At 40.6% G+C, this 25,279-nt stretch carries 27 protein-coding genes; 15 read left to right on the forward strand and 12 right to left on the reverse strand.

The window, feature by feature from the left end:
* Window positions 1-8 precede the first annotated feature (8 nt).
* The 11 genes from WAE64_RS14735 (at window position 9) to WAE64_RS14785 (ending at window position 8,692) form a co-directional block, all read left to right on the forward strand.
* Complete coding sequence (locus WAE64_RS14735; protein ID WP_340237920.1) at window positions 9-386, forward strand: NADH-quinone oxidoreductase subunit A; 378 nt, start codon at window positions 9-11, stop codon at window positions 384-386.
* A gap of 204 nt (window positions 387-590) precedes the next feature.
* Window positions 591-1,133: an NADH-quinone oxidoreductase subunit B gene (locus WAE64_RS14740; RefSeq protein ID WP_340237696.1), complete on the forward strand. Its 543-nt coding sequence runs from the start codon at window positions 591-593 to the stop codon at window positions 1,131-1,133.
* Between the two features lie 156 nt (window positions 1,134-1,289).
* A complete protein-coding gene (locus WAE64_RS14745) occupies window positions 1,290-1,790 on the forward strand; it encodes an NADH-quinone oxidoreductase subunit C (RefSeq protein ID WP_340237698.1) in 501 nt (166 codons plus the stop codon).
* An 81-nt stretch (window positions 1,791-1,871) separates the two neighbouring features.
* The gene (nuoD, locus tag WAE64_RS14750) at window positions 1,872-3,110 is read left to right on the forward strand and encodes an NADH dehydrogenase (quinone) subunit D (RefSeq protein WP_340237700.1); all 1,239 of its coding nucleotides are present in this window, start codon (window positions 1,872-1,874) and stop codon (window positions 3,108-3,110) included.
* A 17-nt stretch (window positions 3,111-3,127) separates the two neighbouring features.
* Window positions 3,128-3,628 (forward strand): NADH-quinone oxidoreductase subunit NuoE family protein, encoded by a 501-nt coding sequence (locus tag WAE64_RS14755; protein WP_340237701.1) that lies wholly within the window; start codon window positions 3,128-3,130, stop codon window positions 3,626-3,628.
* 2 nt (window positions 3,629-3,630) lie between these two features.
* Window positions 3,631-3,846 carry a zinc ribbon domain-containing protein gene (locus WAE64_RS14760; RefSeq protein WP_340237705.1) on the forward strand — a complete coding sequence of 72 codons (216 nt, stop codon included), beginning with the start codon at window positions 3,631-3,633 and terminating at the stop codon, window positions 3,844-3,846.
* 4 nt (window positions 3,847-3,850) lie between these two features.
* A complete protein-coding gene (nuoF, locus tag WAE64_RS14765) occupies window positions 3,851-5,185 on the forward strand; it encodes an NADH-quinone oxidoreductase subunit NuoF (protein WP_340237706.1) in 1,335 nt (444 codons plus the stop codon).
* A gap of 36 nt (window positions 5,186-5,221) precedes the next feature.
* Window positions 5,222-6,316: an NADH-quinone oxidoreductase subunit G gene (locus WAE64_RS14770; RefSeq protein ID WP_340237708.1), complete on the forward strand. Its 1,095-nt coding sequence runs from the start codon at window positions 5,222-5,224 to the stop codon at window positions 6,314-6,316.
* Window positions 6,317-6,326: 10 nt separating this feature from the next.
* A complete protein-coding gene (nuoH, locus tag WAE64_RS14775) occupies window positions 6,327-7,502 on the forward strand; it encodes an NADH-quinone oxidoreductase subunit NuoH (protein WP_340237710.1) in 1,176 nt (391 codons plus the stop codon).
* Between the two features lie 58 nt (window positions 7,503-7,560).
* Window positions 7,561-8,112 (forward strand): NuoI/complex I 23 kDa subunit family protein, encoded by a 552-nt coding sequence (locus tag WAE64_RS14780; protein WP_340237712.1) that lies wholly within the window; start codon window positions 7,561-7,563, stop codon window positions 8,110-8,112.
* A gap of 34 nt (window positions 8,113-8,146) precedes the next feature.
* A complete protein-coding gene (locus WAE64_RS14785; RefSeq protein WP_340237714.1) occupies window positions 8,147-8,692 on the forward strand; it encodes an NADH-quinone oxidoreductase subunit J family protein in 546 nt (181 codons plus the stop codon).
* A gap of 139 nt (window positions 8,693-8,831) precedes the next feature.
* Here WAE64_RS14785 and WAE64_RS14790 read toward each other — a convergent pair whose 3' ends face one another.
* Window positions 8,832-9,188: a hypothetical protein gene (locus tag WAE64_RS14790; RefSeq protein ID WP_340237715.1), complete on the reverse strand. Its 357-nt coding sequence runs from the start codon at window positions 9,186-9,188 to the stop codon at window positions 8,832-8,834.
* 209 nt (window positions 9,189-9,397) lie between these two features.
* On the opposite strand from WAE64_RS14790, the gene ade reads away from it, so the two are divergent.
* Entirely contained in the window at window positions 9,398-11,047 is a 1,650-nt protein-coding gene (gene ade / locus WAE64_RS14795) for an adenine deaminase (protein WP_340237716.1), read from the forward strand.
* A gap of 402 nt (window positions 11,048-11,449) precedes the next feature.
* On the opposite strand, the gene WAE64_RS14800 is transcribed toward ade, so the two are convergent.
* The 8 genes from WAE64_RS14800 to WAE64_RS14835 all read right to left on the reverse strand — a co-directional run bounded on the left by WAE64_RS14800 (window position 11,450) and on the right by WAE64_RS14835 (window position 18,926).
* A complete protein-coding gene (locus WAE64_RS14800) occupies window positions 11,450-12,397 on the reverse strand; it encodes a threonine ammonia-lyase (RefSeq protein WP_340237718.1) in 948 nt (315 codons plus the stop codon).
* A 33-nt stretch (window positions 12,398-12,430) separates the two neighbouring features.
* A complete protein-coding gene (locus WAE64_RS14805) occupies window positions 12,431-12,871 on the reverse strand; it encodes a DinB family protein (protein WP_340237720.1) in 441 nt (146 codons plus the stop codon).
* A 1-nt stretch (window position 12,872) separates the two neighbouring features.
* Window positions 12,873-14,420: a putative maltokinase gene (locus WAE64_RS14810; protein WP_340237722.1), complete on the reverse strand. Its 1,548-nt coding sequence runs from the start codon at window positions 14,418-14,420 to the stop codon at window positions 12,873-12,875.
* 238 nt (window positions 14,421-14,658) lie between these two features.
* The gene (locus WAE64_RS14815) at window positions 14,659-15,624 is read right to left on the reverse strand and encodes a DUF2167 domain-containing protein (RefSeq protein ID WP_340237723.1); all 966 of its coding nucleotides are present in this window, start codon (window positions 15,622-15,624) and stop codon (window positions 14,659-14,661) included.
* A gap of 127 nt (window positions 15,625-15,751) precedes the next feature.
* Window positions 15,752-16,528: a diaminopimelate epimerase gene (gene dapF / locus WAE64_RS14820; RefSeq protein WP_340237725.1), complete on the reverse strand. Its 777-nt coding sequence runs from the start codon at window positions 16,526-16,528 to the stop codon at window positions 15,752-15,754.
* A gap of 52 nt (window positions 16,529-16,580) precedes the next feature.
* A complete protein-coding gene (locus WAE64_RS14825; protein WP_340237726.1) occupies window positions 16,581-17,105 on the reverse strand; it encodes a DinB family protein in 525 nt (174 codons plus the stop codon).
* A gap of 161 nt (window positions 17,106-17,266) precedes the next feature.
* Window positions 17,267-17,620: a 50S ribosomal protein L19 gene (gene rplS, locus WAE64_RS14830; RefSeq protein ID WP_340237727.1), complete on the reverse strand. Its 354-nt coding sequence runs from the start codon at window positions 17,618-17,620 to the stop codon at window positions 17,267-17,269.
* Between the two features lie 256 nt (window positions 17,621-17,876).
* Window positions 17,877-18,926 (reverse strand): VOC family protein, encoded by a 1,050-nt coding sequence (locus tag WAE64_RS14835; protein WP_340237729.1) that lies wholly within the window; start codon window positions 18,924-18,926, stop codon window positions 17,877-17,879.
* Window positions 18,927-19,205: 279 nt separating this feature from the next.
* Between WAE64_RS14835 and WAE64_RS14840 the strand changes: the two genes are divergently transcribed.
* Window positions 19,206-20,723, forward strand: a complete 1,518-nt coding sequence (locus WAE64_RS14840; RefSeq protein WP_340237732.1) for an NAD(P)H-hydrate dehydratase — start codon at window positions 19,206-19,208, stop codon at window positions 20,721-20,723.
* A gap of 178 nt (window positions 20,724-20,901) precedes the next feature.
* Here the strand turns inward: WAE64_RS14840 and WAE64_RS14845 are convergent, their stop codons facing one another.
* On the reverse strand, window positions 20,902-22,137 hold the full coding sequence (locus WAE64_RS14845) for an OmpA family protein (protein WP_340237735.1): 1,236 nt from the start codon (window positions 22,135-22,137) through the stop codon (window positions 20,902-20,904).
* Window positions 22,138-22,299: 162 nt separating this feature from the next.
* On the opposite strand from WAE64_RS14845, the gene WAE64_RS14850 reads away from it, so the two are divergent.
* Together WAE64_RS14850 and WAE64_RS14855 are read left to right on the forward strand one after the other, a co-directional pair.
* Entirely contained in the window at window positions 22,300-22,791 is a 492-nt protein-coding gene (locus WAE64_RS14850; RefSeq protein WP_340237736.1) for a peptide deformylase, read from the forward strand.
* An 81-nt stretch (window positions 22,792-22,872) separates the two neighbouring features.
* On the forward strand, window positions 22,873-23,049 hold the full coding sequence (locus tag WAE64_RS14855) for a hypothetical protein (protein WP_340237738.1): 177 nt from the start codon (window positions 22,873-22,875) through the stop codon (window positions 23,047-23,049).
* Window positions 23,050-23,167: 118 nt separating this feature from the next.
* On the opposite strand, the gene WAE64_RS14860 is transcribed toward WAE64_RS14855, so the two are convergent.
* Entirely contained in the window at window positions 23,168-24,064 is an 897-nt protein-coding gene (locus tag WAE64_RS14860) for a flavin reductase family protein (RefSeq protein ID WP_340237741.1), read from the reverse strand.
* A gap of 11 nt (window positions 24,065-24,075) precedes the next feature.
* On the reverse strand, window positions 24,076-25,242 hold the full coding sequence (locus WAE64_RS14865; RefSeq protein ID WP_340237743.1) for a cation:proton antiporter: 1,167 nt from the start codon (window positions 25,240-25,242) through the stop codon (window positions 24,076-24,078).
* Between the last annotated feature and the right edge of the window lie 37 nt (window positions 25,243-25,279).

Here is a 25,279-nt window from a genome sequence, read left to right on the forward strand (position 1 = left end):
TTACAGTTATTATGAAAGAATACTTGCCCTCAGATTTTCTCCCTATTTTGGTGCAGTTAATCGCTGCTATTGGTTTTATTGTCTTTACAATGATTGTTACTCATTCAATTGGCCCCAAAAGAAATAGTGTAAAAAAAGACGACCCTTTTGAGTGTGGTATCGAGTCACAGGGAGACGCCAGAACCCCTATTTCAATTAAGTATTTTTTAATAGCCATTTTGTTTGTGCTTTTCGACGTGGAGGTTATCTTTATGTATCCGTGGGCGGTAAACTTCATGAAGTTAGGCTGGTTTGGCTTTTTTGAAATGATAGTTTTCTTAGCTTTATTGATGTCTGGTTTTTATTACATCATCAAAAAAGGTGTATTAAACTGGGAGCGTGATTAAAGCCAGTTGTCGGGTGTGTATCCGACACTTTTGTTTTTTAGCGTTTCGGTATCTGCAAATGAGCAATTCGGCAATTTATTTAACAGATTCTTGTAGCAATCGCTCTTGCACCAACTCGCTAAAGCATTTAATTTTTAAGATTTCTCAAAATTGTTTTGGCTTAAAAACGTTTTAAGTCTTTTAAAACAAGAACAGTAAGAAGATATGAGTTCAGTTAAAATGGTGGAAGCACCAGAAGGATTAGAAGGAGCGGGTTTCTTTGCTACTTCGCTCGATAAAGTTATAGGTATGGCCCGCAGCTACTCGCTGTGGCCTTTGCCGTTTGCCACTTCTTGTTGTGGTATTGAGTTTATGGCTACTATGGGTTCTCATTATGACATCTCACGCTTTGGCTCTGAAAGACCGAGTTTCTCGCCTCGCCAGGCCGACCTGCTGATGGTAATGGGTACAATTGCCAAAAAAATGGGGCCGGTTGTAAAACAAGTATATTTACAAATGGCCGAGCCACGTTGGGTAATTGCCGTAGGTGCTTGTGCGTCGAGCGGTGGTATATTCGATACCTATTCAGTGCTACAAGGTATTGACCGTATCATTCCGGTTGATGTTTACGTGCCGGGTTGCCCGCCTCGCCCTGAGCAGATTCTTGATGGCTTAATGCAGATACAAGAGCTGGCTCGTAACGAGTCGCTGCGCCGCCGCAATAACCCTGAGTACACAGCCTTGTTAGAGTCATATAATATTCAGTAGTGAATAAATTGTCTGAACTTTGATTTACCTGATTGAGGTGATTTAAATGAAGAAACAATTAGACAAAAAATCTGTTATCAACTTATTTTTGTCTTGTCAGTTTAATCATTTAATCAGCTAAATCAAAGTTCAAGACTAATCCCTAAACAGAATTACATGTTAAGTAATCAACAAATAGCAGAAGATATATTAGCTCAATTTGGTGAAAATGTAAAGAATTTTGAAGAGCCCTATGAGCTGCTTACATTTACTACCAACCGCCAGAATATAATTAATCTTCTGGTATATCTTAATAAGCACGAAACATTCCGTTTTCGTTTCCTTACCGATATTTGTGGTATTCATTTACCAGATAACACCGGCGAAGAGTTTGGTGTAATTTATCATTTGCACAGCCTGGAAAATAACAAGCGGGTTCGTATCAAAGTTTTTCTTTCGGCTGACGATATCCACATCCCAACGGCTACCACATTATATGCTACCGCCAACTGGATGGAAAGAGAAACCTACGATTTCTACGGAATCATATTCGATGGGCATCCTAACCTGAAACGTATTCTTAACATTGAAGAAATGGATTATTTCCCGATGAGAAAAGAATATCCTTTAGAAGATGCTACCCGTGAGGATAAAATTGACGCACTTTTCGGAAGATAAAATACAAATTGAACAATTAGCTTCCGAAACGGAATATCGTATATATATTTGATAGCCGAGGTTAATTGATAATTGAATACAATGGCAGAAGAACTGATTATCCCTAAGAACACTACTGACGCATTGGCTTTGAACAGGCCAATTGTAGAAGAGACAGAATATACTACCCTCAATCTGGGGCCTACGCACCCCGCAACACATGGTATCTTCCAGAATGTGTTGAAAATGGACGGTGAAAAAATTGTATCAGGCGAGCAAACAATTGGTTATATTCACCGTGCATTTGAGAAAATAGCTGAGCGCCGTCCTTTCTATCAGATTACCACCCTTACCGACCGCATGAACTACTGCTCGTCGCCTATCAACAACATGGGCTGGCACATGACAGTAGAAAAACTCTTAGGTGTAGAAGTACCTAAGCGTGCGCAGTATATCAGGGTTATCATGATGGAGCTGTCACGCATTGCCGACCACATTATCTGTAACTCTATTTTGGGTGTAGATACCGGCGCATTTACCGGTTTCTTATACGTGTTTCAGGAGAGAGAGAAAATATACGAGATATACGAAGAAATGTGTGGCGCCCGCCTTACTACCAACATGGGGCGTATCGGTGGCATGGAGCGTGATTTGTCGCCAACAGCTATCAAAAAAATCAAGCAATTGATTTACCACGATTTGCCAAAAACGCTGGCTGAATTTGAAAAACTATTCAACCGCAACAGAATATTTATTGATAGATTAGTAAATGTTGGCCCTATTACGGCCGAGCGTGCCTTAGAATACGGCTTCACAGGCCCTAACCTTCGTGCCGCAGGTGTCGATTACGACGTGCGTGTAATGGAGCCTTACTCATCTTACCAAGACTTTGAATTTGATATTCCGGTAGGCCACAATGGTGATACCTACGACCGCTTCATGGTTAGAAACCAGGAAATGTGGGAGAGTATCAGAATCATCAAACAAGCATTAGAAAACCTTCCGGAAGGGCCATACTATGCCAACGAAGACCACTACTACCTGCCACCAAAGCAGGAGGTTTACCGTAGCATGGAAGCACTTATCTATCACTTCAAAATTGTGATGGGTGAAATTGACGCCCCGGTAGGAGAGGTGTATCATGCAGTTGAAGGCGGTAACGGAGAGCTAGGGTTTTATTTGGTAAGCGATGGTGGCCGGGCCCCTTATCGTTTGCACTTCCGTCGTCCTTCATTTATTTATTACCAAGCTTATCCTGAAATGTGCAAAGGCGTGTCTATTTCTGATGCCATTGTAATTATGAGTAGCCTCAATGTAATTGCAGGGGAATTAGATGCCTAAAATTTGATTACACAAAAATGACTGAAACCAAAAATACAATAGCTTTTACTCCTGAACGTTTGGCCAAAGCCAAAGAAATGATAGCCCGCTACCCTGAAGGTAAACAAAAATCGGCTATTATGCCTGTTATGCACTTAGCGCAAGAGCAATTTGCATGGATGAGCCAGGACGTAATGGATTATGTTGCTTCATTGCTTGATATTACCCCGATTGAAGTTTATGAAGTAGCTACTTTCTATACCATGTTTCATTTAGAACCTGTTGGCAAGCACGTAATAGAGTACTGCCGCACAGGCCCTTGTGTATTAATGGGCGGCGAAGAAGTATATGCGCACCTGACACAAAAATTAGGCGTTAAAAAGGGGCAAACTACTTCTGATGGCTTGTTTACGCTGAAAGAAGTTGAGTGCTTGGCCGCTTGTGGCTGGGGGCCTTGTTTCCAGATTCGTGAGAAATACTATATGCATCTGACAAACCAGAAGGTTGACGAAATAATTGCAGAATTATCTAATCAATAACAATGGCAGACACCCTTCGATACAAATGCCCTAAATGTGCTAGTACCGAAGCTCTGATTGATGAAATCAGAACAAACGGACGAGGTGGTGTTTTGTCGGCGGTGATAGATGCACAACATACCAAATACACGGCGGTTACCTGCAAAAGATGCGCTTATACCGAACTTTACCGAGTAAGCCGTGATAAAATAACAGAAGTATTTGATTTTTTAACATAGTATCATGAAGATATTAACCGAACATATTAATACACCAGGTATTGAAACTTTAGAGGTTTACCGCAAAAAAGGTGGTTATACTGCTGTTGAGAAAGCCCTGAAGAAAATGACCCCTGATGAAGTGGTGGAAGAAGTGAAGAAATCAGGTGTGCGTGGTCGTGGAGGTGCAGGATTCCCGATGGGAATGAAGTGGTCTTTCTTGGCTAAACCAGAAGGTGTGCCTCGTTATCTGGTGTGTAATGCCGATGAATCGGAGCCGGGTACATTTAAAGACCATTACCTGATGAAAAACATTCCGCATCTTTTGATAGAAGGAATGATTATTTCGAGCTTTGCCTTAGGTGCTAATAAATCGTTTATCTACGTGAGAGGCGAGTTAATGTATGTAATTCGTATCCTTGAAAAGGCTATCGAAGAAGCAAAAGCGGCTGGCTTTTTAGGAAAAAACATACTAGGTAGCGGTTTTGATTTAGATTTAGTAGTTCATCCGGGTGGTGGTGCTTATATTTGTGGAGAAGAAACAGCACTCTTGGAGTCGTTGGAAGGTAAAAGAGGTAACCCAAGAAACAAACCTCCGTTTCCTGCCGTAAAAGGTTTATACCAATGCCCAACTGTGGTAAATAACGTTGAGTCTATTGCCACAACCTCATGGATTATCAACAATGGTGGAGATGCCTATGCAGCCGTTGGTGTTGGTAGAAGTACAGGCACAAAGCTGATTTCAGCGTCTGGTCATATCAACAATCCGGGTGTATATGAAATCAATCTGGGTATCACTTGCGACGAATTCCTGAACTCTGATGAGTTTTGTGGCGGCGTGCGCAAAGGCCATTACCTGAAAGCCGTTGTGGCAGGTGGTTCGTCAGTGCCTATCGTTCCGGGTTCTTTGTTCTTGAAAACAGCTAATGGTGAAGACCGCTTAATGAGCTACGAGTCGTTGTCAGACGGTGGTTTTGCTACCGGAACAATGCTAGGCTCAGGAGGTTTCATTGCTTTTGACGAAACGGCCTGTATCGTTCGTAACACATGGAACTTTGCCCGTTTCTACGAGCACGAGTCATGCGGACAATGCTCACCATGCCGTGAAGGAACAGGCTGGATGCAAAAAGTATTAAACCGTATTGAACACGGAAAAGGCTCAATGCACGATATTGACTTATTGGTTGATATTTCGAAGAAAATCGAAGGAAACACCATTTGTCCGTTAGGTGATGCAGCCGCCTGGCCTGTTGCTTCAGCAATTCGCCACTTCCGTGACGAATTTGAGTGGCACGTGAAAAACCCGATAGCAGCCACACAACCAGGTGCAGTTTATATGAAAGAAAGTGTGTTAGCTTAAGCTGCCCTTTACAACCAAATTAAGAAAATTGATTTTATGGAAAATACAGCCCCTCAATTATTTAAAGTAACCATTGATGGTGTAGAGGTTGAAGTACCACCAGGAACAACCATTTTGCAAGCGGCGCGTAAAATTGGCCCAGAAGTTGCCCCTCCGGCAATGTGTTATTATGAGCCTCTAAAAGGTTCGGGCGGAAAATGCCGTGCTTGTTTGGTAAAAGTTTCTGCTGGTTCGGCTAAAGACCCTCGTCCGATGCCTAAATTGGTAGCTTCTTGTATCACACCTATTCAAGATGGTATGGTAGTAGAAAACTACACCAATCCACAAGTAGTAGATGCAAGAAAATCGGTAGTTGAATTCTTATTAATCAATCACCCGCTTGATTGCCCTGTATGCGACCAGGCCGGAGAATGCCACTTGCAAGATTTCTCTTATGAGCACGGTGTAGGTGCAACCCGATACGAAGAAGAACGCCGTACTTTCGAAAAAGAAGACTTAGGCCCGTATATTCAACTACACATGACACGCTGCGTGTTGTGCTACCGTTGTGTGTACACTGCCGACCAGATAACCGATAAACGTGTACACGGTGTAATGAACCGTGGCGACCACGCCGAAATCTCAACTTACATTGGTCAGGCCATCGACAACGATTTTTCAGGAAACGTAATCGATGTGTGCCCGGTAGGTGCTTTAACAGATAAAACGTATCGTTTCAAAAACCGTGTATGGTTCTCGAAACCTGTTGATGCACACTGCGACTGCGAAAAATGTAGCGGTAAAGTACAACTATGGTACCGTGGCGACGAGGTGATTCGTGTTACTGCCCGCAAAAACGAGTGGGGTGAAGTAAAAGAGTTTATCTGTAATACTTGCCGTTTTGAAAGAAAACAAACCAGCCAGTGGACAATCGAAGGGCCAACTAAAGTATCTCGTGCTTCGGTTATCTCGGCAAATAAGTATTCGAAAAATCTTGTGAAAAAACCAGACTTCGCTCTGCAACTGGCCGAAACACAATACAAGAAAATCGATGACAGCCGTCCGTATCTGCACGAAATGAAAGATATCGAGAAGTCAGATGATTATAAGGCTTTGATGGCAACAGATGAAAAATATTTTGGGCATAAGTAATTAACAAACTATGAACGGTTTTATTCAATGGGCAAACGAAACAATGTTTCTTTGGAAAGCCCTTATAATTATAGTAATTTTTGCAATTACCCTTGGCGTAGCAGCTTATTCAACTTGGGCAGAGCGTAAAGTAGCCGGATACATTCAGGACAGGCCAGGCCCAAACCGTGCAGGTTGGGGTGGTTTATTACAGCCCCTTGCTGATGCAGGTAAAATGTTTTTTAAAGAAGACTTTATTCCGGCACAGGCTGATAAATGGTTGTTTATCTTAGGGCCTTGTCTTTCGATGCTTACGGCCTTGATGGCGAGCGCAGTTGTGCCTTTCGGAGATTCGTTCCTGATTGATGGTAAAACAGTAACGGTTCAGGCTATCGAAATCAACATTGGTATTCTTTATGTATTTGGCGTGGTTTCGCTGGGTGTGTACGGTATCATGATTGGTGGTTGGGCATCAAACAACAAATTCTCTTTGTTGGGTGCTATTCGTGCCGCTTCACAAAATATCAGCTACGAGCTTGCAATGGGTATGTCAATCATCGCTATTCTGATGATGTCGGGCTCATTATCGCTACGTACTATCGTTGAGCAACAACACGGAGGTAACTGGAATATCTGGTATCAACCATTAGGTTGTTTGATTTTCATTGTGTGTGCTTTTGCAGAGTGTAACCGTACACCATTCGACTTACCAGAGTGTGAAACCGAGCTTGTAGGTGGTTACCACACAGAGTATAGCTCAATGAAACTAGGTTTCTATCTATTTGCCGAATACATCAATATGTTTGCTTCGTCGGCAGTTACGGCTTGTTTGTTCTTCGGTGGTTACAATTATCCGGGTATGGACTGGGTACAAGCACAATTAGTAGGTGCATTAGGAGAAACTGTAGGCCACAACCTTGCTACTGGCTTAGGTATTGGTGCTATGTTCCTTAAAATCCTTTTCGGAATCTTCTTCTTTATGTGGGTACGTTGGACACTTCCACGTTTCCGCTACGACCAATTGATGCACTTAGGTTGGGAAGCATTAATTCCGCTCGCTGTAGGTAACATGATCATCACGGCAGTAGCTATGCTTTCGGGTTATAAACTGGTAGGTATCTGGGTTGGTCTCTTGGTATTGATTCTGATAGTATCGGTTTTCTGGGCAATGCGTCCGAAAAAGAAAGGAGCAGTTTTAGGTGCTTAAAATATAGCAAGCCATCTAGCTGATTCAGTATGATGGTGTGTATTGAAATATTAAAATTATGCAATTAACTAATAGAGCTAAAAAAACAGATAAGAGTGAGCTGAGTTTATTTGAGCGCAGCTACTTGCCTTCTATAGCAACAGGTTTAGGAATTACGATTCGTCACTTTTTCATGAAAAAGCCAACGATTCAGTATCCTGAGCAAAAAAGATATTTAGGGCCTGTTTTTCGTGGGCATCATATATTAAAGAGAGACGAAGAAGGACGTGAGCGGTGCACAGCCTGTGGGCTTTGCGCAGTGGCTTGTCCGGCCGAAGCAATCTCGATGGTAGCACAAGAAAGACGCAAAGGCGAAGAGCACCTTTATCGTGAAGAAAAATACGCAGCCGTATATGAAATCAATATGTTGCGTTGTATTTTCTGTGGTCTTTGCGAAGAAGCCTGCCCTAAACAAGCGGTTTATCTTCGTCATGATAAATTCGTGCCTATTTTTACCGACCGTGAAGACGTAATCTATGGTAAAGATAAGCTCGTAGAAGACCCGAAACAGCGCTATCACCGTGATGCCTGGACGAAAGAAGATGCAATGAAACTTTGGAAAAACGATTAATCGAGAGGTCTTAACAATCTGAGACAATTTTAATATGGAATATTTTAAAAATTTACTTAGTCTACCACCAATCTATTACACCTTTGCTATACTTTCGGTGCTTACCCTTTTTGGGGCTTTAGGCACCATTATGTCTCGCAATCCTGTGCATAGTGTTATTTATATGATAGTTACGTTTTTCTCGCTATCGGCACACTATATTTTGTTAAATGCACAGTTTTTGGCAGCGGTTAATATCATTGTATATGCAGGTGCAATCATGGTTTTGTTTCTGTTTGTTATCATGTTTCTGAATATGAGACAAGAGGCCGAAGAAATGAAAAAAGAGAAAATTATCATTACAGCCGTAATAACTGCTATTGTTTTAGGTACTGTTCTGATTATCTTCTTGCGCCGAGCCGAGCGTGAGCCTGTGAACCCGTACACTTACAACTCGCAGAGCGGTATGGTTGAAGTATTGGGTAAATCACTTTATGGTGAGTACCTGCTTCCTTTTGAGCTTATTTCAATTTTGCTTCTTGCAGCAATGGCCGGAGCCGTAATGCTTGCTAAAAGAGAAGCTGGCGAAAGACACTTCTAAGATTGATATTATTGCCTGTTTACAGGCGTTTAAAATCCTTTCTGTTTACAGAGAGGATTTTTTATTTGTTCAGGCAAACCAAAAAATAAGCCCCGAACCAAAACAGGCCAGGGCTTTCGGGTTTCAATCGTCAGAGGGTTTATTTCACAACCGGAATCGTGATGGCTCTCTTCTTATTAAACTTGTTGGCAAATGTTTGCCATGTGTCTTTTTTCTTGAAAATATAACGATACGCCCACAGAATTGTAGCCGACGGAATAATATCTGTAAATGGAAGAATCTCTTCAATAAAACCAAAGGCCGCTCCGAAAGATGTTCGGTGCACTGCGTATATCAAAGCCGCAATAACCGGAGCCAAAGCCAGGTCGAAGGTTTCACCCAAAGCAGGTAGCAGGTAGGTCGACATACCAAGCGCATCGATAGCCAAACTTGCCAGAAGGTCAAATTTACGTCTTTCTGCAAATTTTTCGTTCAGTTCTACATCGTTTTTATTCATTTCACATACGTTTGATTCATACATACATTTAAACGTAAAATATCATAAAAAGTGTCAGATTTAGAATTGTTTTTTTAGGAACGGCATATTTGATAAAAAAATGACTATTTTTAGCCCTTTCAACGGCTTTAATTAGCCTTTTATTAAAAAGAATGATATATTCAATTCAGAATAGCTATTTACGCCTATAAAATTAAGCCTTTTATACAATGACTACCTTCGCAGCCAACCTTGTAAATGTGTTTGATGGAACAATCGAATTTGGAGAAATAACAATAGAAAACAAAAGGATTCAGCAGATAAGATATTTTGGAGAAGAAAAAGCGGGGGAGAAGTACATATTACCGGGCTTGATTGATGCACATATACATGTTGAAAGTTCGATGCTTACGCCTGCGCAATTTGCAAGGCTTGCCGTAGTGCATGGCACAGTAGGAACCGTCTCTGACCCGCACGAAATCGCTAATGTGCTTGGTGTAGATGGGGTAAAATACATGATTGAAGACGGACGCAAAGTGCCTTTTAAATTCTGCTTTGGTGCGCCTTCGTGCGTACCTGCCACTACCTTTGAAACCGCAGGTGCTACTGTAACGGTAGATGATATAGCGCATTTGTTTACTTACAGAGAAGTAGGGTATCTGGCCGAAATGATGAATTTTCCGGGGGTATTGAACGAAGACCCTACTGTAATGCAGAAAATTGCATTGGCTAAAGCTTTTAATAAACCTGTTGACGGACACGCACCGGGTTTAAGAGGTGCATCGGCCAAGAAATACATTGATGCAGGCATTGAGACCGACCATGAGTGTTTCACGAAAGGTGAAGCACTCGAGAAACTGAAAATGGGTATGAAAATCCTGATTCGGGAGGGGAGTGCTGCCAAGAATTTTGAAGAACTCATTCCCTTGGCTGATACCTATTATTCGGAAATGATGTTTTGTTCTGACGACAAACACCCTGATAATCTGGTAGAAGGGCATATCAATCAGCTTGTAAAAAGAGCCATTGCCAAAGGTATTGATAGGTTTAAAGTGCTGCGCATGGCAACTATTAATCCGGTGTTGCATTACCGCATGAATGTTGGCTTGCTAAGAGAAGGCGACTGGGCCGATTTTATATTGGTCGATAATCTTGAAAACTTTGAAGTGCTTGAAACCTATATTGAGGGCCAAAAAGTGGCAGAAAATGGCACTTCGCTTATGCCAAACCTCACAAGCGATGTTGTTAATAATTTTAATTGCCAACCTCTCGACCCTAAGGATATTATCGTTACGATTCCGGCAAAAGATAACCTACTGCGTGTAATACAAACCATAGATGGGCAACTGATTACAAAAGAAATACTGGTAGAACCTAAAGTTTTTGAAGGCAAGATTCAAACCGATACCGAAGCAGATATTCTGAAAGTGGTAGTTTATAACCGCTATGCTGAAGGTAAGCCTGCCGTAGCTTTTATCAATAATTTCGGTTTAAAAGAGGGAGCAATTGCCTCATCGGTGGCGCATGATTCGCATAATATCATAGCCGTTGGGGTTGACGATGAGTCAATCTGTGAAGCGGTAAACCTGATAGTAAGGGAGCAGGGTGGAGTGTCGGCTGTAAGCAATCTCAAAAAAGGTGTATTGGCTTTACCCGTAGCAGGGCTTATGAGCAACAAAGATGGTTATGAGATAGCCGAAAGTTACACCATGATTGATAAATTTGCCAAAGAACAACTCAAAAGCACACTTATCTCACCTTTTATGAGCCTGTCGTTCATGGCATTGCTTGTAATCCCATCATTAAAATTAAGTGATTTAGGTTTGTTTGATGGTTATACTTTTAGATTTACAGAGTTGTTTGTGGAGAGGGAGGAATAGAAAAAGAATAAAATTGTCAAATTTGGTAGAAATGTACTACTAAATAAGCGTTCTTTCGTAGAGACGACATGCTGGCGTCTCCAAGGGTCTATAAACCTCAAAAAATCATATTTGAGAGACCAACCTAATAGATAAATCTTTAATTTTTACAGGCCCTTGGAGACGCCAGCATGTCGTCTCTACGAATCGGTCTGATTTATTTAAAGAACGCTTATTTCTTGAACCTTAATTAGCTGGAGTGACTAAAATATTATACTGATGGGGCTTTAGCTAAAATCTGTCTTCACTAGCAAATTTTAAAGAATATTTATTCTTTTATCCTAATCAGCAACCTTCAAATAAAAAGGAAAAATCACTAAATCACACATTCACTCAATCACTCAATCACTCAATTCCCCAACCTCAAAACGGCAATTTCCCTAAATCAACATTTCCGCCCGTTAGGATAATCCCAACTCTTTTGCCTTCAAAGCGTTTTTTATCTTTTAGTAATGCAGCAAACGGAACGGCTGATGATGGCTCAACAACAATTTTGAGTTGTTCCCAAATCAGGCGCATTGCTTCAACAATTTCTTCTTCACTAACCGTGATAATATCTTTCACATAGGTGCGGATAATCTCTAATGTTTTATCACCTAAATTAGTCAATAAGCCATCGGCTATGGTTTTAATGTAGGGCGCTTTTTCTATTTTTCCACTTTTGAACGATAACACCGCATCGGCTGCACCCTCTGGTTCTCCGGCTATTACATCGGCATTTGGTAATAAATAATGCGCTGCTAAAGCAGTGCCGCTCAATAAGCCACCACCACCTACAGGGGCCATGATTACTTGCAATTCTCCGGCTTGTTCAATCAATTCAACGGCTGCGGTTGCTTGTCCGGCTATTACGTCGTAATTATTAAAAGGATGCACAAAAGTAGCTCCTTTTTCATCTATTATCTTTTGTACAGTGCTTTCACGTGCTTCTAGCGTCGGCTCACATTCAATGATTTCGCCACCCAGATATTTTACCCCGTTTTTCTTTATTTCAGGTGCATTGTTGGGCATTACTATATAAGCCTTCGTACCAACAGCTTTAGCCGCCAGCGCAATAGCCTGTGCATGATTTCCCGACGAATGTGTGGTAATACCTTTCTGCTGCTCTTCTTTGCTAAGCGAAAGCACGGCATTCATGCCTCCACGAGCCTTAAAAGCACCGATTTTTTGTAAGTTTTCGCATTTAAAAAACACTTGGCAACCCGCCAGTTCATTAATAAAGTCGGAACTCAATACTGGTGTTTTTATAATATAAGCTCTGATTTTCTGGTGTGTGTCTCTGATGTCGTCGAACGTTGGAATATGATTCATTACTATGCTGATGATGGAAAGCAAATATAGGGCTTATCGGTAATAAAAAATATAATCGGTGGCGGGTAGTTTTTCTACCTGCCCTTTTACGAGTAAAATAACTTGTCCTCTATGATACGACGAATGCAAAGCCATGTGTGTAAGTATATCGCTCACAAGGCTGCTGTGTTGCTCGCCTCGGGAGTTATGGTAGGCAACCACACGGCTAAAATCTTCGTTCAACAATAGTTGCTGCAAAGCGGCATAATTGGTATTGAATAAATCTTTCAGGGCATCTTTTTCGAATAATTCCCACACTTTTGTGTCAGATGTTGTGCCATTAATGCGCTCTATCCATATTTTCTGGGCGGCAGCCATGTGCGACACTATCTCGTGGGTTCGGTCAGAAGCCTGGCTTGCCTCCATAAAAGTTTCTAGCACTTTCAGGTTTGCCCAATGCTCGTGTTCAAAAAGTTTCTGAAAATAAGCTTTCATATCAGCGTCTTAGTTTCTCGATTTCGTTTATTACCTCAACAATTCCTTTAAGCGGAATCTTCACCCACGTTGGTCGGTAATTGACCTCATAGCCTAGTTCATAAATAGCTTTTTCTAAAAGGTGAAACAAAAGCAGGTAGTTTACCTCATTCGGGTCTTTAAACAATGGGTGCGGTGAGCCAAACATAGACAGGTACTCTTCAAGATATGTGTCTTTTATGAGTTTATACCAGCGGTCGGCAGCACGCTGCAAGACAATCGCATCTGTATTGCTTGTTTCGGCCGAGTTAAAGAGTTTTGCCGAAACAGCATAATGATACGAGCGAATCATACCTGCTACGTCTTTAAGAGGTGAGTGCTTAATTTTTCTTTCTGTGATACTACTCTCTGGCTCGCCTTCAAAGTCAATAATCACGAGGTCGTCGTTGGTAGCCAGAATCTGCCCCAGATGATAATCTCCATGAATGCGAGTACGGAACGATGAGAGCGGACGAGTAAGAATCTGGTCTATAAAGTCAAGTATCAGGTCTTTGGCTTCCATAAATATCCAGGCCAGATTCTGAGCTTGCACATCTAAACGCAGATAATTGTCTGTTAAAAGATTATAGCGGCGTTCTAGCAGCGCTTCAAATTTTCCGTGTAAATAACGTCTGTACTCACGGTCGAAGGGCTCGGCATTAAATTTATCAGCACCACGTAAGGCAAACAAAGCCAGGTGCATTTGTGCCGTGCGATGTGCAAGTTGTGAAACTTTATCAAAGACCGACTCTTTAATCTGAAAATTACCTTCTACAAAAGCCTCAAGAAAATCGTTGAGGTAGTCGCCGGTCATACTCCAGTCGTCTTTAATATTTTCAACAACCTGAACCATCACCCCAAAGGTAATTGGTAGCTCTTCTAGGCGGTTCCACGTAACACTTCCGGCAAAAAGAGGTATATTTCTGAATTCAGAATGCTCTGTGATATACTCAACCATTTCAACCTCAGGGTTTGTATCAGCAAATAGTTTTCTGTAAAGTTTCAGAAAATATTTGCCACCAAAAATCATGGCTGAGTTTGAAGAATCAATATTGGGTAAATGAGAATCTAGTCCGTCTGCTTCTTCAGTAAGAATTTTACCTTTATTAAATACAAGTAAATCGTTATTGTATTGTGTTATCTTCGACTGATTAAAGATAGCTTTATACAAAGCCCTACGGAAACTGGCATCATAAATGGCATCAACCAGATACCCCATTTTATCGTCGAGTGTCGCTTTACTCAAAACCCCTTTTGCCGGAATATTCTGTGCATTTTCTTCAATAAATGAGATAGGCAAAAGATATAACTCATTGTCACCTTCTTCGTATCGGGCCTCAAACATCAGGAAGATAAACTCTTCAAAATGCACAACGTGCCTCACTTTCAATTGTTTGATTTTTCGGGCTTTTCCGGCAAACCAACGGCAATTTTTAATATAAGGTGGCAGAATATTGTCTTCAAGAACCGTGTGCACATACTTATCTCGCTCAAATCCTTTCCACTCAATGGTTAATACAAATTCGGTCATTGTATCAGGCTGGTTAAAGTTATTTTGCGAATATAATAGTTAGAGATACATTCTCTGAACTTTTCATTGAATAAATTCGGCCGGCCGCTGCTGTCGCTGACAAAAAAAACAAAGGAATTATGATATATTTAAGAAACTGTTTGAGTTAATCTTGTTGGATTGAAAAAGAGCGGTTTTTGCTGCAAGACAAGATTTAAAACCGCTTTTTTTCATCTTCAAAATTTAACTCAAATAACTTCTAAGAGGCTTGTGTCTCCGTATTATCTGGCTCCGAAGGGCTCACGTTTGTATCGGTATCAGTCTCGGTATCATCTTTTTTCTTGCCGAAAAACTTTCTGATAGCACCGCCACCAACAATAATAGCGCCCACAATGACTTTCCAGAATTTAGCCAAGAGAGCGAAGAAACCTACTTTGGCAAGCACTTTACCTGCTACTAGGCCACCAATGCCCACAGCGGCAACCTGATCTAAGTTAGAATCATAGTCCTGATAGCGATTTCCATCTGAAAAAGACACAGAGGCTATCATATCATTGATTTTGGGCTTGATTTGAGATAAAGCCGTTAAATCGCCCACGGCATTCAATGAAAACATTCCTTTTCGGCCTAAGACCCGTACATCATAATTAAGCGTATTGGTTTCTTCTCCCGAAAATTTGAGGTTTTTTGCCCAATGGAGCGTTTTACGCTCTTTGTCATAAAACGGGGTAGAAGCCCAGCCAACGAGACTTACTGTGCCATAGCCCAGTTTGCTACGCTCGGTATTTGCTTCTTCCACTTCTTTCTGCATTTGTTCCAGCAGTTCTTTGTAATCAACATCGTCGGCATCTTCGTCTTTTACATAGCCGATAGGGTCGTATCTGATAATAAACGCCCAGGTATTAACCGAATCAACAGGCGAGCCGTTTTCCTGAAAAAGCATACCTAGTGGTGCTTCGTTCGGCGGATTGCCCCAGATGTCTTCTAATACTTGTTTGCTTTGGGTGCTGTTCAGGTACTTAAAGCCTTTTGGAACGGTCAGTTTACCCATTCCGCCTAATTCGATTGTTTTGCCTGCCGGCTCGTATTTGAGTTCTTGTAAGATAGTAAGGATTTTTACAAACGAAGAATCAAGGACTTCGGTAGATTCTTTTTCTTTTTGAGCAAAAACAGAGTTTGAAAGTACTATGCATAGTACCGCCAGGGTAGTAAAAAATTTAGTCATGCAAAATCTAAGGTTTAGTGTTTAGAACTTGTAAATAACAAAATTCCTAGCAATAAATCAACCTCAGTACTAAAATTATTTGTAGGTAGTATTTAATAAAAATGCCCCGAGAATTTCGGGGCATTTTTTATAATTCACCATTAAAAACCCGTACTGCCGGGCCAATGAGGTGAACACTCTTAAAGTCTTCATCAAAAGCAACTTGTAGATTACCACCTTTGGTGATAACCTTAATAGGGCTTGGCATCTTGTATTTAAGATGCGCCGATATTGCACAAGCTGTTACGCCAGTTCCGCACGAATAGGTTTCGTCTTCAACGCCTCTTTCGTAGGTGCGTACATAGATAGTTTCATCATCAAGCTTTTCAACAAAGTTTACATTCGTGCCTCCACGTTTTACCCATTCGTCGGCATATCTTACGCTTTTCCCTTCGTTGAATACATCGTAATTTTTAATATCCTCAACATATCTCACATAGTGCGGCGAGCCGGTATTCATAAAGTCATATGCTTCATGGTGCTCACGGCTATGTACTTCGCCCATTTTTAGTGCAATTACTTCTGAGCTTGCTGTGGCTTCATGCTCGCCATCAACGGCAATAAAAGTAGTGCTACCGCTGAAAATACCTAAATCCTCGGCAAAACGCACGGTGCAGCGGCCGCCATTGCCGCACATACTGCCCTCACGGCCATCAGCATTGAAGTACACCATCCTGAAATCGTAATCGGGGTCGTTTTGAAGTAGAATAAGCCCATCGGCACCAATACCAAAGCGGCGGTGGCAAAGATGTTCAATATAAGCCTGGCTTACAGGAAACTGCCCGTCACGGTTATCAATCATCACGAAGTCGTTGCCTGTGCCCTGATATTTATAGAAATTACCGGAGTATTTTTGATTGTTCATAGTGGTTCAACAAATTGGCCTCAAACTTAATTCTTTTATTCCGAAAATCTTCTTAAGATTTCAATATTCGCAGATATTCTACCCAAGGCCCAACTTCGGTTTTGTATTGCTTGGCCATAATGCGTGTAATTTGTGCCGTGTGGCTCAGGTCATGCACTGTCCAGGTCGATAGGAGTTGCGCAAGGCTCACTTCACCAAATACCGGATGAATGCCTTTCTTTTCTAAATCTTCTGCTGTAATGTTTTTTGAACGGAGTTTCTCCAGATTCTCATTTCTTACGCTGATAAATTCTGCTAACAGTTCGGCTAATATTTTAGGAGTGTTTTCTTCGGGTGATGCAACACGCTTGAATGTGCTAAAATTCTTGTCTGTTTCATCAGATAAAATGAGTTCAAGCCTTACAAGCCAGTTTGTTTTTTCGGCCGTAATCAGGTGGGCTATTACCTCATATACACTCCAGCTTTCGCCACCCTCGTTTTGCATTGTCCAGTCATCATCTAGCCCTTGTAGAAACAATTGCAGGGCTTTAGGTGTGCGCTCAAGTATTTCAATAGATTTGTCGATAGAAAACTGCATAGTATCAATGATTTTGTATGCAAGATACACATTGGCCATAAACAAAAAAAGCCGCTTCAAAGAAGCGACCTTTTCCCATACAAAATTATGAAAAAGCTATTACTTTTATCTTTAGACATCTGAAACCGCAAATAGTTTAACTATTGTTGGTTTGATGTACATTATTTCTTTAATTCTTTGATACGAGCAGCTTTACCTTGTTTTCCACGTAGGTAGAACAATCTCGCACGACGCACTTTACCTCTACGTACAACCTCGATTTTATCGATGCTTGGCGACAAAATAGGGAAGATTCTTTCTACACCTACGCCATTTGAAATTTTACGAACTGTAAAACTTTCGCCGTTTGTACCAGCGTTACGACGCTGAATAACTGTACCAGTATAAACCTGAATACGTTCTTTATTACCTTCTTTGATTTTAACGTGAACGTTTACTGTATCACCTGCTTTAAAATCTGGTTGGCTGTCTCTTTTGGTAGCAAAATCTGCTTCAACCAATTTAATCAAATCCATTGTTTTGTTATTTACCTGATTATTAATTTACTCGCTTAGCGAAGCGGCTGAACCGTACAAACCCAGCATTCTCCTAACCGGACTGCAAAATTAACAATTTCTACTGTAAAAACCAAAAAACGTTTTGATTTTTCATTTGTTGTATTTCTTGATGCTAATATATAAAAAAATGTATTTGAGTAAAAATTTGATTGAAAAAAAAATAAGTTTTTTTTCAATATTCGTATAAAAATAATCGTTACCCCTTTTTTTGATATCATTCCTCAGCTTTTACCTTACCCCACCCCATAGTTGCAATCATCCAATCGGGCAGAGGTTTCTGGGTTTTTCGCTTTTTAAGGTTTAAATACCAGCCTATTTTTTTCAATATTGGCACTCTATGCGTTTCAACGAACTCTATCAGCGTACCGTCGGGGTCTTCCAGATATGTGAATCTACCACCTGCTTCGCCCATATCAAAGGTGTCGCTACTGTCTACTGTAAAAGGAAAACCATTTTTTTGGCAAAGTTGTTTCAAATTATTCATATTTATTGTGTCGAAACACACATGTATGTAACCCAAATCGCCCCAACTGCGGTTTGCAAATATTGTTCTTGGCTTGGCATCGGGTTCTAAATTCTGCACTAGTTCAATTTCTATATTACCTATCAGCCTACTAAATGCGCCATTGTTATTCATGCTTCTGCGCAGTAAAACTCTTCTGAAACGTACTTTCCCTTTGCCCAAAGCTGCAAAATCGTCGAACTCACCTGTTTTGTCGTAAGCTACTTCGTTTATGCCCAGTGTGTCTTTATACAGTTTCAGGGCTTTATCAATATCACTTACGCCTATAATTACCCCAACAATACCGCCGGTAAGGGTATCTTTAGGCTTAAACCATGAGGTATCGGGTACTATTTGTAGCTGATTACCATAAGGGTCAAGCAGCCAGCTTGTTGTTTTGTTTTCGGGCGATGTTTCTACTTTTAAGTTATTTTTTGCCGCAAACTGCTTTACATCTAAGGATTTTATTTTGGCTGCAAAAATACCGTAGTCGCCAAGTTCAGGCGTAAAATCAGGTGCGAGTGGCTCCGGACGATTCGACTGCCAGATTTCGGCACCACCGCCACCGGCCATATTCAGGGCCAGAATTGCACGGCGTTGTCTGACGATACCATTGGTATGGGGTGTCATGAGTTTGGCTTCGGCCACGTCATCAAAAAGCGGGACATTGAGCCCTAATGTTTTATTATACCAATTAAAGGCTTTTGCGGCGTCTCGCACGCCAATTCCCACCTGTTGAATGCCGCTGATAAATTCTGACATATTTTTGTATGATTAGGTTTTAAAAATCTATTTAGTGATTGTGTGAGTTCGTGATTGAGTGATTGGATTTTTATGCTCAAATCCTTACTATTTCTTAATTTGCTAATGTATTTTTCTACGGAAATGGTCTTTATTTTATAAATTTTGATAAACAATATATGCAAAAAAGGATTTAATATTAAACGGTTTTTTGTGATTGTGGCTTTTCTACAAATATAGCCTAAACAATCACTAAATCGCTAATTCACTCATTCACTAAATTCTCAAACCACAAAATTGATGAAAATTTTATTAACAAGAAAGCACACAGAGGATGGCAATTATATATCGGAGATAAAAGAGGCCGATGAATATACCATTATCCACGAGCCTATCGCTTCTATTGATTTGATGGAGCGTGCTTCAAGGGCTTTTGTGAATAATTTTATTCAGCATTTTTCTACGGCTTATAAGAAAATATTTGTGCTGGCTGGTTTGGGCGATAATGGGGGCGATGGCCTTGCCATTGCCCGAATGCTTTATGCTTTAGGCTATGAGGTTGAGATATATGTTGTTAATTACTCAAATAAGCAATCGGCTAATTTTCTGATAAACCTTGAAAGACTAAAGAATAAAATTACATCACAGTGGGTAGAAAACACAACAGAACTACCGAATTTTGATGATAATACATTAGTAATTGATGCTATACTGGGTGCAGGACTTTCAAGGCCGTTGGATGGATTGATAAAATCAGTGGCCGAAAAACTAAATGCAAGCAAAGCCGAAATTGTAGCGGTTGATATACCCACAGGTTTATTTGCTGATTCGCTGAATGCCAAAGACGATGTAGTTATCAATGCTCATTATACTATTACCTTTCAGGCTCCCAAACTAGCCTTTGTATTACCACAAAATGCCGACATTGTAGGCGAATGGATAGTTGTAGACATTGGTCTGCACGAAAAATTTATTGAACAAATAGCCGCTAAATATTTATACACCGATAGCCAAACTGTTAAAGCCATAATTAAACCCCGAAAGAAATTTGCTAATAAAGGTAATTTTGGACACGCCCTTATGATGGCCGGAAGCTATGGCATGATAGGAGCAGCCGTGCTTTCGACACGTGCTTGTTTGAGGTCGGGCGTAGGAAAAGTTACGGTTTATGCGCCAAAATGTGGCTATGAGATTTTACAGACGAGTATCCCCGAAGCTATGTGTTTGCCCAATGAAAGTGTAGATTCGCTCGAAAAACTCCCCGAATTAGAGGCTTATCAGGCTGTTGGTATTGGTTGCGGTATCGGCACTGAGCCCGAAACTGTGGCATTGGTTGAAGAACTGTTGAAAAACATAAAAGTACCAATTGTGATAGATGCCGATGCACTGAATATCATTGCTGCCGATAAAAAGCGTTTAAAACTACTGCCCGAAAATGCCATATTAACGCCGCACCCAAAAGAGTTTCAAAGATTGATTGGCACAAATTGGGAGAATGATTACGAGAAACTAAAGATTTTAAGCGTTTTTGCTGCTGATTATAAATGTATTGTGTGCCTGAAAGGCGCTTTTACGGCCATTGCTTTACCCGATGGTACAATTCATTTCAACTCAACAGGAAATGCCGGAATGGCCAAAGGTGGGAGCGGAGATGTACTTACAGGCATGATATTGGCATTACTGGCGCAGGGCTACGCGCCACAAGAGGCTGCCATTCTAGGTGTGTACGAACACGGTCTGGCCGGAGACCGAGCCGCCCAAATTAAAAGCCCAACCAGCATGATAGCCAGCGATATTATTGAGAATATTAAGTTTTGAGATTTAAAACACCCCATCCCCAGCCCTTCCCCAACTGTGGGGAAGGGAGACAATAACGGCCTAAAATATTAAATTCCTAATTTAACAAAGAATCATTATTTTCTTCCAAAGAGAGTAATTGCTTTATTTTTACTCCCTTCCCCACTGTTGGGGAAGGGTCGGGGATGGGGTTAATATTTTACGGCTTCACAATCACAAACTCAACACGTCTGTTTTGTTTTTTGCCGTTTTCTGTCTCATTATCGGCAATTGGTTTGGTATCGCCATAGCCTTTAAACTGTATGCGCTTGCCTGCAATGCCTTTTTTAATAAGGTATTCTCGCACATTATAAGCACGTTCTAAAGATAAACGCTTATTTTGCTCAGGGTCACCAATGTTATCGGTGTGCCCTTCAATAATAATACTCATGGTTGGGCTATCCTTCATCATTTGCAAAAGACCATCTAATTGTGGGTAAGATTCAGCTAATAAACCCGACTCGCCCGTATTAAAATACACTTTATCAAGCCTGAATTTATTTTCTTCTACCTTAACAGGTGCTGCTTCTTCAGTCGGAGCTACTTCGCTTGAATCTACCTTGTCTTTTTCAAGTATCGGTACTTTTTCCTTAGTTGGTTTCGGAGTAATTGGATTCAGATAAATATTCTGAGTAAACTGCTGGTCTTTCTTGATTTTTGATAAATCCAGATTCGCTTCTGCCGATTCATAACCTTGTGCACTCCCTATAAGCGTATAGGCATCGGGGCTTAGGGTAAAAGAGTAATCACCATTGGCCGCAACATTGCGTGAGCCCGTTTTTTGCGCATTTTTATCAAACTTATAGGTAACCTTACCCGCAATAGGTTTCTGGGTTTTGGCGTCTAATATTTTGCCCTTTATAACCAGTTTTAAGTCGGCCGCTGGAACAGCAGGCGAATTAGTTTTTCTTAAAGGATTTTTGACGTGTACACCATAAAAATTCCAGTATTGCAAGGTTTGTTGAGGATCGTTTTTACCTTCTATCAGGTTAAACAATTCAACGCCGGGGTCTAGCCTTTCATAATAAACCGTGAAACGATATTCTTCGCCCGGATACACCGGTTGCGCATCAGGAAGCTCAGGAATACCCCTTGATTTTATATAATTGTAACGCTTACCATTACCATTCAGATAACTCTTGGGGTTAATAGAAATAGTAGCCGTAGAGGTTTGCTCCCGCTGATTGGGCAGCGGAAATGGCAGGCTATAATTCTGGCTTTTCTTTTTACTATATCTATAACTAAAGTGAATAATGGTATATTGGTCGTTTAATTCTACTTTAGTAATATCAGAATCATAAGTTGTCTGGTCGTCAATTTCCGGCGAATGTGTGATGGCCTGACCAAAGCTTTGTAAACTACAAAACATGAGCAGTAGCAGATATATTCTTTTCATAAGGCTAAAATTTATTGCACAAGTTTTAACGAAACAAGTGTGCTAATCATTTAACACAAATCGTTAATATTTGTTAAATACTTTTATATTACGAATGCTAGCCGAAAATTATTATAAAGCAATTACATAAACAAACATATATCGGCTTGTTTGATAAACACAATGAAACACCTGAAAGATTTATTATTACTAGGCGACCCTCGCCTTTATGAAATTTGTGAGCCTGTAAAGCCCGAAGAATTACCACAAGTAAAAGAATGGGTAAAAGATTTGCACAATGTGATGGAAGAAATACGGGCAAAATACCAGTTTGGCAGAGGCATTGCTGCTCCACAATTAGGAATCATGAAACGCCTGATTTATGTAAACATCGATAAGCCTGTGGTTATTATTAATCCTGAGTTTGAGAACATGAGCGAAGAAATGTTTGAACTCTGGGACGATTGCATGAGTTTTCCGAATCTGCTTGTGCGGGTTAACAGACATAAGTCGCTGACGATGAAGTATCTTGACGAAAACTGGCAGCTCCAAAAGTGGCAGGCAGATGATGCTGTTTCGGAACTACTACAACATGAGTACGACCACCTGAACGGGGTATTGTGTACCATGCGAGCTATTGATGCGCAATCGTATCGTTGGCGACCTACCCCATAAACGTACTAAAGCAGATTCTGATTGGCTGGCATAGTTTTTTATCACAATTAATTACTTAATTCACTAAAACTTTTAAAGGTCATGAAACTTATAAATTATCTTTTAGTCATCTGCTTTGTATTAATATTATCATCTTGTGAGGCTATCGCAGGCATCTTTAAAGCAGGATTTAACACAGGTATTGTGGTAGTAATAATCGTAATTGTGTTGATTATTGTAGGTATGTTTAAGATGTTTGGTGGCGGTAAAAAAGGCTAAAACATCTAACTCGCTACATGATTTGAACTATCCTTAAAAATTTCAGCCTCACTCTCAAAATCGCCAAACTTGTTGATTTAGGGAGTGAGGTCTTTTTTACCCAATATTCAAAATATTTTTAGCTTTTATCCACATTCTGGCTTTGTAGCAGCACCAACCACGCTTCTTTTAATTTATTTTTTGCCAATAATCTTTGCGCTTCGTCGTGCAGTAAATTATCCAGATAAGCGCAGCCATGCATGGCCTGCTCAAAAATATCCTGCATCAAAGGCGTTTGCCTGAACGCCACCACTTCTTCTTGCGTTGGCAATACCTCAATATTACCTAATTGCCCCAGATGATTCCCCGTCAGGATTTTTGATAAGCGTATACTTTCAGGAATAGCATCATAGCCAATACCGATTTTGGTATTAGGTTTTTCTACCTCAAACATAGCAGCTTGGTTTACGTGTGCATACCAGTCGGCTCCCATGCGGGCTACCCAATCGGTTTTGCGTTGGTCTATTCTGCCGTTTTCGCCGATAATATCCTCCGAAAAATGCGCCATTACAATCTGGCATATATACAGGTTCATGGTGCCAATCTCTCGTACTTCCAATACTTTACATTCAAATTGCGCAGGCGATTCTTTCACACGGGGCGGAGCCACCACAAGTGAAGGTTCAGGAGTAAAGCCTGATTTGATAAATTCATTGATGCCACGGGGAAATTCCACACTCGCCAGCGACATCTGGTGTACCATCTTGTAATCAACCATATTTATTACTACCTCGGGCACTTCGGCAATATTTAGCGTAGTGTCTTTTTTTGAGCCATCACGCCCACGATTATTGGGTGCAAAAACCAATAGGGGCGGGTTGATACCCATGATATTGAAAAAGCTGAAAGGGCTTAGGTTTACATTGCCCTGCGAATCAATACTGCTTACAAAAGCAATCGGGCGTGGAGCTACCGTTCCGGTCATGTAACTGTAAAAGGCCCTGGCCTCTAAATCTTTGGGGTCAATGGTAAGCATAAGAAGAAATTTTAAACAGGCTTTTTGTTTTTTATCAAACCAAACATCATCACAAATGCTGTCAGGAATATTACCTGTGTAAGTAAACCTTTATTTACCTCCAGAATCTGATAATGCGAAGGTATTGCCAGAAACAATAAGATGGTAATCAAGCCTCGTGGAGCTATGTAAATCAATGGTTCTATTTTGATTTTCAATAAGGCGAAAATCAGGTATCGGCCACCAAAAATAAACACCAGTATCAGCATGGCATTCACAAAATCGGGTAAGCTCAGTAATGAGTCTAAATCGGTGTAGTAGCCAAACATAATAAAAAAGAAAGACCTGATTACAAACGTTACCTCGGCAATAAGATGCTCAAAAGAGTTGACTTCAGTTTTAATGGTTTCAAGATTTATCCATTTGCGCATAAAGTCAAATTTGATAAGATGCGCATTGTTGAGAAACAAACCAAAAGCCAGCACCAATACCAGAGATGGTAAATGATAGATTTTGGTAATGATATAAAACAGTATAAGAATTGTGATGATAGGAATATACTTGATGTGATGGCTTAGTTTACTTATCATGCTGCCTAAAGCAATGCTGGCTACTACCGATAAGGCTATAATAATAATAATATCAAATATGAAAGAGGTAAACGTGGCTATACCGAAAGAATTATGCAAAACCAGAAAATTGAAAAAGATAATACCCAGAATATCTGATATTGAGCTTTCATAAATCACAAATTCACGGTTGCCTGCACTCAGGTTTTTTACGCTTGGTATAGCAATAGCGCTGCTGATAATACCTAGCGGAATAGCATTGATAAGGCAATTAAGAAAAGGCTGGTGCGTAAGATAATATAAACCAACGGCTAGCATAATACTAAAGAGCACAAGCCCTAAAACTGCGCTCTGTACGGTTGAAACAAACAACTTTCGTTTTTCGGCTTTAATTTCTAGTTCAAGCGCACCCTCAAGTACTATCAGAATAAGCCCTATTGTACCTATTACAGGCAGGTAAGGTTCGAGATTCGGGATTCGTAGGTTTAATGAATTAGTAATTATATGAGCAACAATACCAACAGAAAGAAGAAGCACTACACCCGGAATTTTGGTGTTTTTGGCCGAAATATCAAATAAGTAAGCTATTAATATTAGCGAACAAATGATAATAATAATGGTATTTGTCATGGATTAGCTGTGTTTAGCAATTTTGATGAGGGTAAAT

This window comes from Emticicia soli, from assembly GCF_037860775.1.
Lineage (GTDB): Bacteria > Bacteroidota > Bacteroidia > Cytophagales > Spirosomataceae > Emticicia > Emticicia soli.